This window comes from Sphingomonas sp. HMP9 (genome assembly GCF_013374115.1).
Taxonomy (GTDB): Bacteria; Pseudomonadota; Alphaproteobacteria; order Sphingomonadales; family Sphingomonadaceae; genus Sphingomonas.
Genome location: NZ_AP022673.1, coordinates 2,709,444 through 2,725,643 on the forward strand (window position 1 = coordinate 2,709,444; position 16,200 = coordinate 2,725,643).

15 protein-coding genes are annotated in these 16,200 nt (G+C 65.6%); 11 read left to right on the forward strand and 4 right to left on the reverse strand.

Translation table 11 applies throughout. From position 1 onward, the window contains the following. Window positions 1-2: 2 nt before the first annotated feature. Both cobS and HMP09_RS12090 read right to left on the reverse strand, forming a co-directional pair. Complete coding sequence (gene cobS, locus HMP09_RS12085; RefSeq protein WP_128455734.1) at window positions 3-1,007, reverse strand: cobaltochelatase subunit CobS; 1,005 nt, start codon at window positions 1,005-1,007, stop codon at window positions 3-5. A 277-nt stretch (window positions 1,008-1,284) separates the two neighbouring features. After that, entirely contained in the window at window positions 1,285-1,809 is a 525-nt protein-coding gene (locus HMP09_RS12090) for a J domain-containing protein (RefSeq protein ID WP_176500572.1), read from the reverse strand. 123 nt (window positions 1,810-1,932) lie between these two features. On the opposite strand from HMP09_RS12090, the gene HMP09_RS12095 reads away from it, so the two are divergent. From HMP09_RS12095 to HMP09_RS12140, 10 genes are all read left to right on the forward strand, one after another. Continuing rightward, window positions 1,933-2,220 (forward strand): BolA family protein, encoded by a 288-nt coding sequence (locus tag HMP09_RS12095; protein ID WP_176500573.1) that lies wholly within the window; start codon window positions 1,933-1,935, stop codon window positions 2,218-2,220. Next, the gene (locus tag HMP09_RS12100; protein WP_176500574.1) at window positions 2,220-2,927 is read left to right on the forward strand and encodes a glutathione S-transferase; all 708 of its coding nucleotides are present in this window, start codon (window positions 2,220-2,222) and stop codon (window positions 2,925-2,927) included. The genes HMP09_RS12095 and HMP09_RS12100 overlap by 1 nt, the downstream gene beginning before the upstream one ends. Before the next feature lie 138 nt (window positions 2,928-3,065). Next, window positions 3,066-3,515, forward strand: coding sequence for an NUDIX hydrolase (locus HMP09_RS12105; protein WP_176500575.1), 450 nt, complete (start codon window positions 3,066-3,068; stop codon window positions 3,513-3,515). A gap of 5 nt (window positions 3,516-3,520) precedes the next feature. Further along, on the forward strand, window positions 3,521-4,420 hold the full coding sequence (locus tag HMP09_RS12110; RefSeq protein ID WP_176500576.1) for a pirin family protein: 900 nt from the start codon (window positions 3,521-3,523) through the stop codon (window positions 4,418-4,420). Window positions 4,421-4,680: 260 nt separating this feature from the next. Beyond that, the gene (locus HMP09_RS12115) at window positions 4,681-5,556 is read left to right on the forward strand and encodes an alpha/beta fold hydrolase (RefSeq protein ID WP_176500577.1); all 876 of its coding nucleotides are present in this window, start codon (window positions 4,681-4,683) and stop codon (window positions 5,554-5,556) included. A 277-nt stretch (window positions 5,557-5,833) separates the two neighbouring features. Further along, complete coding sequence (locus HMP09_RS12120) at window positions 5,834-6,313, forward strand: RcnB family protein (protein ID WP_176500578.1); 480 nt, start codon at window positions 5,834-5,836, stop codon at window positions 6,311-6,313. Between the two features lie 339 nt (window positions 6,314-6,652). Then, entirely contained in the window at window positions 6,653-8,434 is a 1,782-nt protein-coding gene (locus HMP09_RS12125; RefSeq protein ID WP_176500579.1) for a putative bifunctional diguanylate cyclase/phosphodiesterase, read from the forward strand. Window positions 8,435-8,592: 158 nt separating this feature from the next. Next, window positions 8,593-8,961 (forward strand): phosphonate transporter, encoded by a 369-nt coding sequence (locus HMP09_RS12130; protein ID WP_232090216.1) that lies wholly within the window; start codon window positions 8,593-8,595, stop codon window positions 8,959-8,961. A 10-nt stretch (window positions 8,962-8,971) separates the two neighbouring features. Continuing rightward, window positions 8,972-10,261, forward strand: a complete 1,290-nt coding sequence (locus HMP09_RS12135; RefSeq protein WP_176500580.1) for a sensor domain-containing diguanylate cyclase — start codon at window positions 8,972-8,974, stop codon at window positions 10,259-10,261. Then, on the forward strand, window positions 10,234-11,457 hold the full coding sequence (locus HMP09_RS12140; protein ID WP_176500581.1) for an AMP-binding protein: 1,224 nt from the start codon (window positions 10,234-10,236) through the stop codon (window positions 11,455-11,457). Before HMP09_RS12135 ends, HMP09_RS12140 begins: the two co-directional genes overlap by 28 nt. A 10-nt stretch (window positions 11,458-11,467) precedes the next feature. Here HMP09_RS12140 and HMP09_RS12145 read toward each other — a convergent pair whose 3' ends face one another. Next, window positions 11,468-12,994, reverse strand: coding sequence for an alkaline phosphatase D family protein (locus tag HMP09_RS12145; protein ID WP_176500582.1), 1,527 nt, complete (start codon window positions 12,992-12,994; stop codon window positions 11,468-11,470). Between the two features lie 165 nt (window positions 12,995-13,159). Here HMP09_RS12145 and HMP09_RS12150 point away from each other — a divergent pair, with 165 nt between their 5' ends. Further along, a complete protein-coding gene (locus HMP09_RS12150; RefSeq protein WP_176500583.1) occupies window positions 13,160-15,448 on the forward strand; it encodes a TonB-dependent receptor in 2,289 nt (762 codons plus the stop codon). 133 nt (window positions 15,449-15,581) lie between these two features. On the opposite strand, the gene HMP09_RS12155 is transcribed toward HMP09_RS12150, so the two are convergent. Further along, window positions 15,582-16,115 carry a CarD family transcriptional regulator gene (locus tag HMP09_RS12155; RefSeq protein ID WP_056053923.1) on the reverse strand — a complete coding sequence of 178 codons (534 nt, stop codon included), beginning with the start codon at window positions 16,113-16,115 and terminating at the stop codon, window positions 15,582-15,584. Window positions 16,116-16,200: the final 85 nt, after the last annotated feature.

Consider the following 16,200-nt stretch of genomic DNA (forward strand, 5'->3'; position numbering starts at 1 on the left):
CCTTAGGCCTTCCCGACCACGCTCTCGGGCAGGTCCTTGCCGAACACGCGCTGGTAATATTCGGCGACCAGCGGCCGCTCGGCCTCGTCGCACTTGTTGAGGAACGACAGCCGGAACGCAAAGCCGACATCGCCGAAGATCAGCGCGTTCTGTGCCCAGGTGATCACCGTACGCGGGCTCATCACGGTCGAGATGTCGCCGTTGACGAAGCCCTTGCGGGTCATGTCGGCGACGCGGACCATGTTCTCGACGACCTTCTTGCCGTCGGGCTTGTCATATTCGCCCGACTTGGCGAGCACGATCTGCGCCTCGACCTTGGCGGGCAGATAGTTGAGCGTGACGACGATGTTCCACCGGTCCATCTGGCCCTGGTTGATCTGCTGCGTGCCGTGATACAGCCCGCTGGTATCGCCGAGGCCGACTGTGTTGGCGGTCGCGAACAGGCGGAACCACGGGTTCGGGCGGATCACGCGGTTCTGGTCGAGCAGGGTCAGCTTGCCCTCGGTCTCGAGCACGCGCTGGATCACGAACATCACGTCAGGGCGGCCGGCGTCATATTCGTCGAACACGAGCGCGGTCGGGGTCTGCAGCGCCCAGGGCAGCAGGCCTTCGCGGAACTCGGTGATCTGCTGACCGTCCTTCAGGACGATCGCGTCGCGGCCGATCAGGTCGATGCGGCTGATATGCGCATCGAGGTTGATGCGGATGCACGGCCATTTCAGGCGAGCCGCGACCTGCTCGATATGCGTCGACTTGCCGGTGCCGTGATAGCCCTGGACCATCACGCGACGATTATGCGCGAACCCGGCGAGGACGGCGATCGTCGTGTCCGCATCGAAGACATAGGCCGGATCGAGATCGGGGACGCGCTCGTCGGCTTCGGAGAAGGCCGGCACTTCCATGTCGGAATCGATCCCGAACATCTCGCGCACCTTCACCATACGGTCGGGTGCGTCGAGGATCGTGGTCTCGCGGCTGTCGGGCTGGGTATTGGGGATATCGGTCATGTTGGCCTCGTGTTCCCGGTAGCTCTAGGCCAAGCACGGGCTGTTACTCAACCGCCGCTGTACGATTGGTCGGGCGATTGACCGGATGAGTTAGACGAACCGCCGGGATAGCAGCGGGTTCCGGATCGGGCGGCGTGAAATCTCGATCAGAGTAAGCATGCATCATACCGCTCGGCCGCCCCCGTCCCGTCATCCCAGCGAAGGCTGGGATCCAGAGCCAGGATCTATAGCCTGCTTGGCTCTGAATCCTGGGTCGAGCCCAGGATGACGAAAATGGTCAGGCGAACGCCGCGGCGCCCTTAAGATGCTGATACGCGGCGATCACCTTCTGCAACTCCGATTCATGCGCGCGATCGCCGCCGTTGCGGTCGGGATGAAAGCGTCGCACGAGTTCGCTGTAGCGTTTGCGCAGTTGCGTGCGGTCGGTGTCGGTCCCCAGCCCCAGCACGCGCAACGACCGCCGCTCGCCATCGGACAACACGCGACCATCCTTGCGCGCCGCCGCCGTCCGTTCGCCGAAGCGCGCGCCGATCGCGTCGATCGGGTCGGCGAAATCGGCCCATTTGGGCGGGGTGTCGCCGCCGCCATGCGCGAACGCGCGCGTCTCGCGTTCCCAGCCCGCCATCGGCCGCTGCGCACTATGGATCTCGTCCGCGGTCATCCCGTCGAAGAAATTATACCCTGCGTTGAAGGCACGGACGTGCTCAAGGCAGAACCAGCGAAACTGTGGCGGGCCGCCCTCGCTTGGACCCTCGAGCGGCGGCGCGCGGAATTCGCCCGGCTCCGCGCAGTCGCGCCACATGCAGACACGACCGGTCCCTTCCACGCGGCCGTGAAACCGTGGGCTGGGGCGTTCCTTGCGATTGTTCTGACCGTCTTCGCTCACTGGCTCCCCGCGCTTTCCGAAACGGGCTATATAGGTTCGATGACAGACCTCGCCACCGGCTCCGTACAGGACCAGATCACGACGCGCCTCACCACTGCGCTCAACCCCACGCACCTGACCGTGGTCAACGAGAGCGGACTCCATGCCGGCCATATGGGCGACGACGGCACCGGCGAGACGCATTTCCGCGTCGAGGTGGAAACGCCCAAGTTCGAAGGGCTTAACCGGGTCGCGCGCCAGCGGCTCGTGAACCAGGCGCTGGCCGACCTGTTGAGCACGCAGATCCACGCGCTCGCCATCAAGGCCCGCGCGCCCGGGGAACTCTGATGGCGTACAAGCTCTGGTACTGGCCCTCGCTGCAGGGACGCGGCGAGTTCGTCCGCCTCGCGCTCGAGGGTGCCGAGATTCCGTACGAGGATTGCGCGCGGACGGCGGGCGAGGACGGGCTGATGGCCGATCTCAACGACCGCACCGGCCGCACCCCGTTCGCGCCGCCCTATCTCGAACTCGACGGTCTGGTGATCGCGCAGGTCGCGAACATCCTGATGTATCTGGGCGAGCGCCACGGTCTCGCGCCGTCGACCATGGCCGACCGGCTGTGGCTCAACCAGCTCCAGCTGACGATCGCCGACCTCGTCGCGGAGGTCCACAACGTCCACCATCCGGTTGCTATGATGGACTATTACGATGACCAGAAGCTGGAGGCTGCGCGCGCCGCCGAGCAGTTCCGCGAGGAGCGGCTGCCGAAGTTCCTCGGGCATTTCGAGGACGCGGCGCTGGCAAATACCGGCGACTGGCTGATCGATCACAAATGGAGCTATGCCGACACGTCGCTGTTCCAGATCGTCGAGGGGCTGCGCTACATGTTCCCGCAGCGGATGAAGACGCTCGAGCCCGATTACCCCAACCTGATCCGCATCCACGATCAGGTCGCCGCGCTGCCGGGGATCAAGGCGTATCTGAACAGCGACCGCCGGATCGCGTTCAATACCGACGGCATCTTCCGCCATTATCCTGAGCTTGATGCGGCATGAGCATCCTCAAATCCTCCCCCGCCAGGGGGAGGTGGATCGCGCAGCGAGACGGAGGGGGCGGCAAGCGATGACTGCTGTTCCGTGTCCTCCCCCTCCGTCAGGCTTCGCCTGCCACCTCCCCCTTGCGGGAGAGGATCGATGAGCGCGCGCACCCCACGCCCAGCCGCCCGCATACTTCTGGTCGACGGCGAAAACCGCGTGCTGATGTTCCGCTTCACCCCCTCCGATCGCCCGCCGCTATGGTGCACACCCGGCGGCGCGGTCGATCCGGGCGAGAGCTACGCCGCCGCCGCGCGCCGCGAGCTCTGGGAGGAGGTCGGTCTCGACATCGATTGTGGAGCCGAGGTCGCGCAGCGGACGATCGACTTCCTAACCTTCGAAGGCGTCGAGGTCACCGCGGACGAACGCTATTTCCGGATCGACGTCGACCGTTGCGAGGTGAAGGCGGGCAAGCTCACCGAACAGGAGAAGCAACTGCTCGTCGGTCACCGCTGGTTTTCCCGAAACGACATCGTCGCGCATGACGAAACCATCTATCCAGCAGACCTGGTCGACCTTCTCGACGCCTCGGAACCTGCCAAGGGATAGCGCACATGCTCGATGATTTCGTTCTCCAGACCATCCTGCCGTCGACGCACGATCTGGGCGGGTTCAAGGTCCACCGCACGCTGCCGAACAAGGAACGGACGATGGTGGGGCCGTTCCTGTTCTTCGACCAGATGGGCCCCGCGCATCTCGAGGTCGGGTCGGGTATCGACGTGCGCCCGCATCCGCACATCAACCTGTCGACCGTCACGTATCTGTTCGACGGCGCGATCGACCACCGCGACTCGCTCGGCACGCAGGCGCGGATCGAGCCCGGCGCGGTCAATTTGATGACCGCGGGCCATGGCATCGTCCATTCCGAACGCTCGCCCGGCGACGAGCGCGCCGAGGGGCCGACGCTGTCGGGTATCCAGACCTGGCTGGCGATGCCCGAGGCGGTCGAGGAAATCGATCCCGCGTTCGAACACGTCACGAAGGCGCAGCTGCCGACGATCGAGGCGCACGGCGCGCGGTCGCGGATCATCATGGGGAGTCTCTGGGGCCAGACCGCGCCGACGACGACCTATTCGGGGACGATCTACGCGGACATCGCGCTCGATCCGGGCGCGAGCGTGCCGATCGACGCGGCGGCGGAGGAGCGCGCAATCTACCTCGCGATGGGCGAGGCGACGCTGGAGGGCGTGAAGCTGGAGCCGCAGGTGCTCTACGTGCTGCGTCCCGGCATCGCGGCGACACTCCGCTCGGCGACCGGCGGCCGCGCGATGCTGTGCGGTGGCGATGCGTTCACGACACCACGCCATGTCTGGTGGAACTTCGTCAGCTCGAACCGAGACCGGATCGAACAGGCCAAGCGCGACTGGAATGCGGGCAATTTCCCGAAGGTGCCCGGCGACGAGAAGGAATGGATCGAGATTCCGGCAGTGCCGAAGACGGTCAGCTATCCGTAACTCCTCGAGGGCGCAGGCAACAGGCGCCGCTCAGATCGAACCGCCCCGGCGAAGGCCGGGGTCCAGTTGAAAAGGTCGCCGCGACGACGCGCACCGTCCGTTCGTGACGTTGCCCAACTGGACCCCGGCCTCCGCCGGGGCGGTGCAGAAATCGAAAGGTTGTATGTCTGCTTGCGGGGGCGGTCGGGCGAAGGCATGCTCCCCATGCAGCGCGACGGGTAGGCCCTCCCCTAACCCCTCCCGCAAGCGGGAGGGGAATAATGACGGACCTGCAACGCATCACGCTATCCACTGGCGTAACCCTAGACGTCGCGATCACCGGCGATCCGGCGAACCCGCCCGTCATCCTCCTTCACGGCTTTCCCGAATCGCACCGCACCTGGCGTGCCATCGCCCCGGACCTCGCCCGCAATCACTATGTCGTCGCGCCCGACCAGCGTGGCTTTGCGCGATCGTCGAAACCCGAAGGCGTCGAGAGCTACACCCCCGACAAGATCGTCGCCGACCTGATCGCGCTCGCCGATCACCTCGAGATCGACCGATTCACGCTGGTCGGTCACGACTGGGGCGGCGCGATCGCGTGGATGGCGGCGTTGCGGCACCCGGAGCGCATCGCCAAGCTCGTCATCATCAACGCGCCGCATCCGCTCGTCTTCCAGCGGACGATGTTCGACGACCTCGAACAACGCGCGGCCAGCCAGTATATCCGTGCCTTCCGCAACCCCGATCTCGAACGGCATGTCGAGTCGATCGGGCTCGAAACCTTCTTCGACACCAGTTTTTCGAAGCATGCCGACCTCGCCGCGATGGCTGAGGACAAGGCCGCCTATCTCGACGAATGGGGCCAGCCCGGCGCGATCACCGCGATGCTCAACTGGTACCGCGCGAGCGCGATCGTCGTCCCCGCGATGGACGAGACGCCGCCCCGCCCCGCGTTCCTCGACGCGCCGTTTCCGCCGACGACGATGCCGGTGCTGGTGATCTGGGGGATGCAGGATACCGCGTTGCTGCCGAGCCAGCTCGACCTTGCCGGCTATGTTCCCGACCTGACGATCGAGAAGGTCGACGCCGGGCATTTCGTACCGTGGCAGAAGCCCGACGCGGTGATCGACGCGATGCGGCGCTGGGGTATCTGACCGCCGCCTCGATCCTCCCCCGCCAGGTGGACGTGGCTGGCGCTTGCCAGTCGGAGGGGGGCGGTAAGGGAAACCCCTCCGTGCCCTCCCCCTCCGTCGCCTTGGGCGCCACCTCCCTTAGCGGGGGGAGGATCAGAAAACCTGCCGGCTGATCCGTATCCGTTCGAGACGATTCACCTGTCTGTTTCCTGACCACCGCATTCGGCGATCGTTCAGCGGTGCGGGAGCAAAACGCATGTCATGCCGTTGAACCGGCGTCGAACACAGGAGAGCAGTCATGCGTAAGATGATCCTCGCGGCAGTTGCCGCCGCCACCCTCGTCCCCACCTTCGCCACCGCGCAGAGCTATGGCGAAGTCCGCCGCGACCAGCGCGAAGTCCGCCAGAGCCAGCGCGAACTCCAGCAGGCACGCCGCTACGGCGACCGCGGCGATATCCGCGAAGCCCGCCAGGAACTGCGCGAAGACCGCCAGGAGCGCCGCGAGGACTGGCGCGACTATCGCCGCACACACGGCAACGTCTATCGCCGCCCCGCCTATGTCGGGCCACGCGGCTATCGCTATCGTCCGGTGAGCGTCGGCTACCAGTTCGCACCGACCTATTACGGTCGCCAATACTGGATCAACGACTATCAGACCTATCGTCTGTCGCGCCCGGCCTATGGCTATCAGCGCTGGGTCCGCTACGGCCGCGACGTCGTTCTGGTCGACACGCGCAACGGCCGCGTCGCCCAGGTCAACAACGGCTTCTTCTACTGAGGTAGCCGGTCTCGGGCGCCATTCCCGTATAGGTTTGGCGCCCACCGATTTGCCCCGTCGACGCTATCGCATGGTCGACACGGCGAATACGACACGTGCGTGGACAATCAGACGTCAGCGGCCCGCGAGATAGCGGCAAACCAAAAATGACAGATAGTTCATGTTGGCACAAGCTACCGCGATCTCGGGCTTTGCCTATTTCGGGATCTTCGGTTCCCCAGAAACCGGCCGAGTGCCCGAATTATCAATGCCGAATACAACAGAGATTACTCTCGCGTTGTCTGACATGGATTAAAGCATTAAGGATTTGAAACTAGGCGGGATCGTGAAAGGAATCGTGTGCGCGACGATCACGAAGAGGCCCGGCTGGATGCGCTGTATCAGCTGAAGCTGCTCGACACGTCCCCCAGCGAGAGCTTCGACCGCATTACCCGGTTGGCGAGCCAGATCTTTGGCCTTCCCGTTGCGGCGATATCGCTGACCGATCGCGATCGCCAGTGGTTCAAGTCGCGCGTGGGCGTCGCGCATTGCAGCATCCCCCGCGACACGGCGCCGTGCGCGCAGGTCGCCGAATCGTCGCAGTTGCTGGTCATCGAGGATTTTAGCGCAGATCCGTGTTACGCCGACAGCGTGCTGGGCCGCGCCGGCACGCGTTTCTATGCGGGCGCTCCCCTGGTCACCCGCGACGGCTACGGCCTTGGATCGCTCTGCGTACTCGGGACCGAACCGCGAAAAGCTACCGACGCCGAGCTTGCTTCGCTGGTCGATCTGGCTGCGATGGTCATGGCGCAGATCGAATTGGAGCATGCCTTCGGACGGATCGACCCCGTCACCGGCCTGCCGACGAGGAACCAGTTTCGCGACGACATGGCGGATCTCGAGCGGGACCATCCGGGCGAGCAGCGTTTTGCCATCGTCGTCGATATGGCGCGTGACGATCAGATCAGCCGGATCACCCGCGCCTTGGGGCTTGCACGCGTCGACGATTTCATCCGCGAAGCGTCGCAGGCACTCCGCGTGTCGCTAGGTCCGGGGCGGATTGCCTATCAGGTCGGCAACGCCCAGTTCGCGTTCATCTCGCCGCCCGGAGTCGAGCAACTGGCATATGTGACGCTGCTCAAGGCGAGCTTCGAGGCGATGCATGCATCGTCCTCCGTCCGCTTCGTCACGAACGTCGCGATCGGCGTACGATCGTTCATCGTCGGCACCGTATCGGCCGATGACGTCCTGCGCGGTGCAGCCAGCGCGGCGCAGGATGCGCGGGGTACCGACAACGCGATCGCCCTCCATTCGCCCGCAAACGACATCGCGCATCGCCGTCAATACGGGCTTTTGCAGGATTTCGGTGCGGCGCTCGAGGCAGGCGACGAGTTACGGCTGATGTACCAGCCGCGGATCGAGCTGGCGACCGGCCGCTGCCTCGGTGCGGAAGCACTGTTGCGGTGGCGACACCCCAAGCTGGGCGACGTATCGCCTGCCGAATTCATCCCGATCATCGAGCAGACGTCGCATGCGCGGCCGACGACGCAGTGGGTGCTCGACACGGCAATGGATCAACTCGTGGAATGGACCCCCTCGGGTATCCTGCCCATGCTGTCGGTCAACATCTCCGCGGCCAACCTCGGCGAAGCGGATATCATTCAGCGGATCCAGCGCGCGTTGCTGACGCGAAACCTGCCACCGGGACGACTGGAGATCGAGCTGACCGAGAGCGCGATCATGGATCAGCCGGACCAGGCGCTCGCCATGCTGCGCGAACTGGCGAGAACAGGCATTTGTCTGGCGATCGACGATTTCGGGACCGGGCATAGCAGCCTTGCCTATCTGCAACGGCTGCCGGCGCGGATCGTGAAGATCGACCAGACGTTCATGCAGAACCTGACCGAGATGCACGGGCCCGATTTCGTGCTGGTGGAAACGATGATCGGTCTTGCGCACAAGCTGGGCTACCGCGTGGTGGCGGAGGGGATCGAAACGCCGGAAGCGGCCGCGATCCTGATGCAACTCGGGTGCGAGGAAGCGCAAGGCTTCTGGTTCGCGCGGCCGATGGAGGCCGATCAGTTCGCAGCCTGGCTTTCGGATCGACAGGATGACGAGACCGCCGAACCATCTTATATCTGACGCCACGCGAATAATGCCGGCACGCGTTGCGCCCATTGTCGCGCGCGCGCGTTCGAGCATGTCATCGCCAGACAAACTGTCGGCACCTTCATACCATCGAAATGAAGGCAGTATTAAAGACTGTGCGCGCATGACGCATCGTAGAGGAGCCGCGAACCGTGTCAGAAATCGAATCGAGTTTCGAGACAATAACGTTGCGCAATCTCGACGCGATGAACGAGCAGGCGCGCGATGCACTGCCGTACGGCGTCGTCGGCTTTGCCGCGGACACGATCGTGCAGACCTATAATGCGACGGAGGCGCGGCTGTCGGGGCTTGATCCCGCGACCGTGATCGGCGTGCCGTTCTTCGAGGCGGTGGCGCAGTGCATGAACAACTTCATGGTGGCGCAGCGGTTCGAGGACGAACCCGAACTCGACGCCATCATCCCCTACGTCCTGACGTTGCGGATGCGACCGACCAAGGCGCGGCTGCGGTTGCTGGCAACCGCCGGGATCACGCGACGCTACGTGCTGATCGAACGCTAAGACCAGGCGGATGACCGACATGTCCAGCGAGCAGGAGCTACTCGAATTTCTCTATGCCTGTCCCGTCGGGCTGATCGAATGCGACGCGGCGGGCGAGATCGGCATGATGAACCCGCATGCGATGCAGCATCTGTTGCCGCTTGCCGGTGCCCGAAATGCCAGCAACCTGTTCGCCGCCCTCGAACAGCATGCGCCCGAATTGCGGAGCATGGCGGCGGCATTCGTACCGGCATCCGGTCGCATCTGCGACGGACACCGGATCTTCGTCGAGTTGGGACCCGGGCGGCAGGGCATGGTGCCGAAGGTGCTGGCCTGTACGCTGGTCAAGCTCGGACCCGATCGATTGATGGCCACGCTCGCCGACGTAAGCCAGCAGGTCGTCCAGGAAAACCGCCTGCGCCAGGCCGATGCCTGGTTTGCCACGGTGCTCGACGACGTCGACGGCTATGCCGCGCTGACGATCACGCCCGACGGCGAGATCGCATCGGCCAATAGCTGCTTCCTGAACCAGACGGGCCATGCACCCGCCGACGTCATCGGTCACAATCTTGCGGATGTGCTCGGCACCGACGTGCCGGGGGACGACATGCGTCTCGACGAGCAGTTGGTGATCGCCGGTCGGGATGGGTGGCATCTGCAGGAAGGATGGCAGCAGCGCGCCGACGGGAAACGCTTCTGGTGCCAGCGCCTCGTCGTCGCGCAATCGACGGGCGATCCGCTGAAGCCGCGTCGCTTCTCCGTGGTGCTGCGCGACGTGCCGCGGCCCGAGGCGGCGACGGGAGATTTGCGGCGGCTGCTGACGTCCGATCATTTGACCGGTGCGGCCAATCGACGGCACTTCAGCCAGGCGATGGCGAAAGCGCAGGCCCGCTCGCGCGATCGGCACGAACCAGTGTCGATGATCGCGCTCGACCTGGATCATTTCAAGGCAGTCAACGACAGCCACGGCCATCCCGCCGGCGACACGCTGCTATGCCGGGTGACCGAAGTCTGCACCGCGTTGCTGCCGCCGAGCGGCGTGTTCGCGCGTCTTGGCGGCGAAGAGTTCGGCGTCCTTCTCCCCCGCTACGATCATGCGCAGGCGATGGCACTTGCCGAGCAACTGCGCGCCGAGATCGAAACCGTCGCAGTGGAAACGTCGGGCGGCCTGTTGCACGTTACCGCGAGCCTGGGATGCGCGACGCTGGAGGAAGCCGACGGCTCGATCGACGCGCTGATCGCGCTGGCGGACAGGCGCCTTTACGCTGCCAAGCGGGCGGGCCGGAACCAGGTTTGCGACAGCCAGTCCGACGCTACGTGACGGTCGGCGACAGCGTAGTCGCGGGCGTCGCGACAGGCGGGCTCCGGCGATCGGCTGCGCACCGGATCGCCTGCGCGGTCGTGACGGCGGAAATACGTCGCCTGCGGGATGGCGACCTGTCTCGCCTGCCGGCCGTCGACTGGTCCGAGGACATGCCGATCGGTGACGAAGGACTGGGACTGGACTCGATCGAGCAACTGGGCGCGCTCGGCGCGTTGGCCGAGACGTTTGGCCTGGCTGACGACCTGTTCGGTGCTGAACCGCCGGGGCGAGTCGGTGCATGGATCGACTGGATCATGGCGGACGGCGACACCGTCGATCGCCGGATCACCGTCACGACATCGGGCTCGACCGGCGCGCCTCGCGCCTGCAGCCACGCGCTTGCGGATCTGCTCGACGAGGCCGCCTATCTCGGCACACGCCTCGCGGATCGCCGGCGGGTCGTTGCGATGGTCCCTGCGCATCATCTGTACGGCATGGTCTGGACCGCGCTGCTGCCGGCTGCGCTGGGCGTACCCGTCGTCATTCGAACGATCGGTGCGCCGCTGGACCTGACGGCGGGCGATATCGTCATCGCGGTACCGGAGCAGTGGCTGGCCCTGTCGCGGATCGTAAGGCGTTTTCCCGACGATATCGTCGGCGTCAGTTCGGCAGGCGTGCTCGACGACCGCGTCGCGACCGGCCTATTGGCGGCGGGGTTGGCGCGTCTCGTCGATGTCTATGGCGCGTCCGAAACGAGCGCGATCGCGATCCGCGACGTCCCCGCATCCACCTACGACCTGCTGCCGCGCTGGCATCTGGCCTCGTGTGACGATGGCGACTGGCACCTCGTCGATCGCAGCGGGGGACGGGTCGAACTCCCCGACAGGATCGACCGAACGGGAGACCGCGCGCTACGACCGATCGGGCGACGCGACGGCGCGGTGCAGGTCGGCGGGCACAATGTCTGGCCGGACCGGGTCGCGCGGATATTGCGCGGCGCCGACGGGGTAGCGGACGTGGCGGTGCGGCTTCATGCGAATGGCCGCCTGAAGGCCTTCATCGTCCCCATCGACGGGCGAGACCTCGACGACCTGTCCGCTACGCTCGATCGCGTGGTCGCCGACCGACTGACCGCTGCCGAGCGGCCAAAGAGTTTCCGCTTCGGGAACAGCCTGCCGCGCGGCGAGATGGGGAAGCTGGCGGACTGGGTCTGAGCGACGGCGTTCAGCGTGATGCCGTCATCCGTCGCGATCCGGACGGCGAGGTGAAGGTGCCGCCGGATCGAACCACGCTGGTCGCGTCGGTGCGATCCGCAATGATCCGCAGGTCGGCGCGTACCGCGGCCCGGTCGACGTCCAGCCTCACCCACCCAGCATGCTCGACGTCATGGAACCGTATGTGCGGATTGTTCCGGTCCACGTCGCCGAACCGACCCGCGGGGGGCGACGCGGCGCCCAGCGCCGACGTGACGATCTCGCTGCCGATCTGTGCGCCGCCGGGCCCATCCAGATCGTTCACCCAGAAGGAATGCACGTCGCCGCTGAGCACGATCGGATTGCGCACGCTTGGCCGGCGCATCTCGTCGAGCAGTCGTTCGCGGTTGGCGGCATATCCGTCCCACTGGTCGCTAAAGGTCGATCGCCGCGTACCGTCCAGCCATAGCGGCGCGAAGAACACCTGTTGCGCGATCAGCGACCAGGGGCGGTGTTCGCGCGCCAGACGATCGGACAGCCACCGTTCCTGCGCCGCGCCCATGATCGTCCGCGCCGGTGCCGCGGCCTCCGCGCACGCATCGAGCGTCACGTTGCGCGCGACGTTTTTGGCGGCACAGGGCGGTGCGCTACGATATTGCCGCGTGTCGAGCACCGACAGCGAAGCGAGGTCCGCCCAGTCCACGCTGCGATACAACCGCGGTTCGCGCCTGCCGCGCCACAGGCTCGGGCGGATCGGCATATGCTCGAAATACGCCTGGTACGCCGCCGCCCGTCGCGGTGCGAACGACGCGGGGGGCAGTCCCTCACGGTTGGCGAGCCCGGCATAATCGTTCAGCACCTCGTGATCGTCCCACGTCACCAGCCACGGACATGCGCGATGCGCCGCCTGCAGATCGGGATCGGTCTTGTAGAGCGCGTGGCGCTGGCGATAGCCGGCGAGGTCGCGGGGTTCGGGCGCGCCGAAATCACGGACGCGCGCACCGTCGGGATAGCTGTTCTCGTAGATGTAATCGCCGAGTTGCAGGATCAGGTCGGGCTCGGCAGCGACGATGTCGCGGTACACGCCGAACCGCGCCTGCTCCCAATGCTGACACGACGTCACCGCAAGCCGCAAGCCGTCCGCGACCGTCGGCACGGTGGCCGCGCGGCCGATGCTGCTGGTCGCGCCGAGCGCATGGAACCGGTACCAATAGGGTCGACCCGGGCGGAGTCCCGCGATCTCGACATGGACCGAATGCGCGCGCTCGGGATGGGCCAGCCCCTGCCCGGCGCGGACGATGTGCCGGAACGCCGCGTCCGTGGCGATCTCATACCGCACCAGCACCGCTGCTGCCGCCAGTGGCGCCGCACGCGCGCCGACCAATCGGGTCCACAACACGAAGCCTTCGCTGTCGGGATCGCCGCTCGCGATACCCAGGGCGAACGGATCGGCATCGCTGCGCGCGGCGGCATCGACCGCGATCGAGGGGAGCGCGGCAAGCGAGGCCATCGCACCGAGCACGGCACGCCGATGCCACAGGAAATCCGGACTGGTCATGCGTTCGCCTATCGCCGTCCGATGACCGGCGCGTGACACTTCGGCGAAACGTCACAATTCCGTAGCGTACCCGTAATGAAAGCGACCCGCGCCGCGGTTAGGCGGTCGACAACGATTGCCGCTCCAGCGGCGACGCTCCAGACATTCAACAGGTGGGACCCTCCAGTGATTTCGAAGACGCTTCTGCTTGCCTCGGCCAGCGCGCTGCTGGCCGTCGCCGGGCCTGCCTTCGCGCAGACCGTATCCGACACCGTGCCCGCGCAAACCGCATCGGAGTCGAACGGCGAGATCGTCGTCTACGGCACCGGGAAAGTCCGCCAGGAACAGACGGTATCGCGCAAGGCGATCGAAATCCTTCCGCCGGGCAGTTCGCCCCTGAAGGCGGTTGCCCGCCTACCGGGCGTGGCACTCCAGAGCTCGGATCCGTTCGGCAGCTACGAGCTTGGCACGCGCCTCTCGGTACGCGGCTTCAACCAGAGCCAGATGGGCTATACGCTCGACGGCGTCCCGCTCGGCGACATGTTCTACAACGGTCATAACGGGCTGCACGTCAGTCGCGCGATCGCAGCCGAGAACATCGCCCGCGTCGACGTGTCGCAGGGCGCAGGGTCGCTCGGCATCGCCTCGACCAGCAATCTGGGCGGCAACCTCGAATTCGTCTCGCGCGCGCCGTCGCAGGTGGCCGGCGGCGAGGTCGCGCTGACCTATGGCATGTACGACACCGTGCATCTGTACGGCCGCCTCGACAGCGGGCAATTGTCGACCGGCACGCGGCTGTCGGTCTCGGGCGTGATCCACGACGCAAGCAAGTGGAAGGGATATGGCAACCAGTCCGACACCAAGGTGAACGGCAAGATCGTCCAGACGCTCGGAGACGCGACGCTGACCGGCTGGCTCAACTACTCGCTCCACAAGGAGCGCAACTATGCCGATCTGTCGCCCGCGACGCTCGACCGGATCGGCTATGATCTCGACTTCCTGCGCCCCGACTATGCGACCGCCATCCTCCTGTCGCAGGTCAGCGCGAACCAGACCGCGGCGGCCGCCAAGCGCGCGCTGCCCTTCCCCACCGCCGGCGTCGTGTTCCCCACGCCGTACACCAACGTCAACGACACCTATTACGACAGCGGCGGCGTGCGGCGCGACTGGCTCGGCGCAGTGACGCTGGACGTGCCGGTCGCCGACTGGCTCGATACGACCGCCACCTATTACCATCATTACGACAAGGGCAGCGGCGGCATCTATACGCCCGCGGTGTTCTCGCCCGACGGCTTCGCCTTGTCGGTGCGGACCACCGAATACGGGATCAAGCGCGACGGCGGCATCGCCAACGCGACCGCAAGGCTCGGTGATCACACGATCCAGCTCGGCTATTGGCACGAGGACAACCGCGCCAGCACGGACCGCAATTACTATGCGGCCAGCCTCACCAACCGTCCCGACGTCACCGATTTCCTCACCAACCCGTTCCGCAGCGACTTCCTGACGGACCTGACGACGGTCACCAACCAGTATTTCGTCAGCGACAGCTGGAAGATCCTGGACGCGTTGACGATCGCCGGCGGGTTCAAGGGGACGCGCGTCGCCAATGGCATCACGACGACGTTCGGCACGCCGTTCATCAACGGCAGGATCGCCGCGAAAGACTGGTTCCAGCCGCAGGTCGGCGCGACCTACAAGCTCGGCCGCCAGGAGTTCTTCGCCAATTATGCCGAGAACATGCGCGCCTATATCAGCTCGTTCCGCGGCCCGTTCGGTACGACGCAAGTCGGCTTCGAGGCGATCCGCGACACGCTGAAGCCCGAGACCTCGCGCACGATCGAGGGCGGTTGGCGGTTCGACCTCGGCAAGCTTCGCGGCGTGATCGCGGGCTACGACGTCAAGTTCAAGAACCGCCTGCTCGCGGCGTTCAGTGGCGCGAACATCCTGGGGAACCCGAGCATTCTCCAGAACGTCGGTAGCGTGACGAGCCGCGGCGTGGAGATCGGCGCGACCTATCAGGTCGCCCGCCCGCTCGCGCTGATAGCGTCCTATTCGTACAATGACAGCACGTACGACGACGACACCGTCAACGGCACCGCCTTCGTCGCGACCAGGGGCATCCGCACCGTCGACACGCCAGCGCACCTTGCCAAGGGCGAGATCAATTATGACGACGGCACGGTCTTCGGTAACGTCGCGGGCGCCTTCACCTCGCGGCGCAACGTCACCTACACCGGCGACGTGACGGTCAAGGGATACACGCTGTTCGATGCGGCGATCGGCTATCGCTTCCCGGTGACGAGTGCGCTCGCCGGCGTCGAGATCCAGGTCAACGCAGTGAACCTGACCGACCAGAAATACATCGCCGCGCTGGGATCGGGCCAGTTCTTCAATAGCGCGTCGTCGCTCAACAACACGATGCAGGCGGGGTCGCCGCGCCAGGTATTCGGGACGATCCGCCGCCGCTTTTGACGCGCAGGCACGCGCACCACGGGACCGAGTCGCAAATGCCACTTGCGTTCGGTCCCGCCCGATCCTCGGCTCGAGACACAAAAAAAGGGCGGCCCCGCAGGACCGCCCTTTCGTCTCGGCAGGGTCCGCGGCGTTACGCCGGCACCTTGTCCTTGTTGTAGATCGCGGCCGCAGCGCGGAGGATGTCGAGGATCTTCTCCTGCGCCTTGGGCTCGTCGAGCTCTTCCATCGCCGCCAGTTCGCGCGCGAGCCGGCTGGTCGCGCCTTCGAAGATCTGGCGCTCGGAATAGCTCTGCTCGGGCTGGTCGTCGGCACGGAACAGGTCGCGGACCACTTCGGCGATCGACACCAGGTCGCCCGAATTGATCTTCGCCTCATATTCCTGCGCACGGCGCGACCACATGGTGCGCTTGACCTTGGGCTTGCCCTTGAGCGTGTCCATCGCCTCGCGCATCGTCTTGTCGGACGACAGCTTGCGCATGCCGACGCTTTCGGCCTTGTTGGTCGGGACACGGAGCGTCATGCGCTCCTTCTCGAACCGCAGGACGTAGAGTTCCAGTGTCATGCCGGCGATTTCCGAGCGCTGGAGCTCGATCACACGGCCGACCCCGTGCTTTGGATAAACGACGAAATCACCGACATCGAAGGACAGTGCCTTGGCAGCCATTTGGGGCCTTTCCGGATCAGGCCTCCACGCGACGCCTCGACGAAGGACTCGTCGCTGCTGCATCGGGGGGAGGGATAGGTCTAAC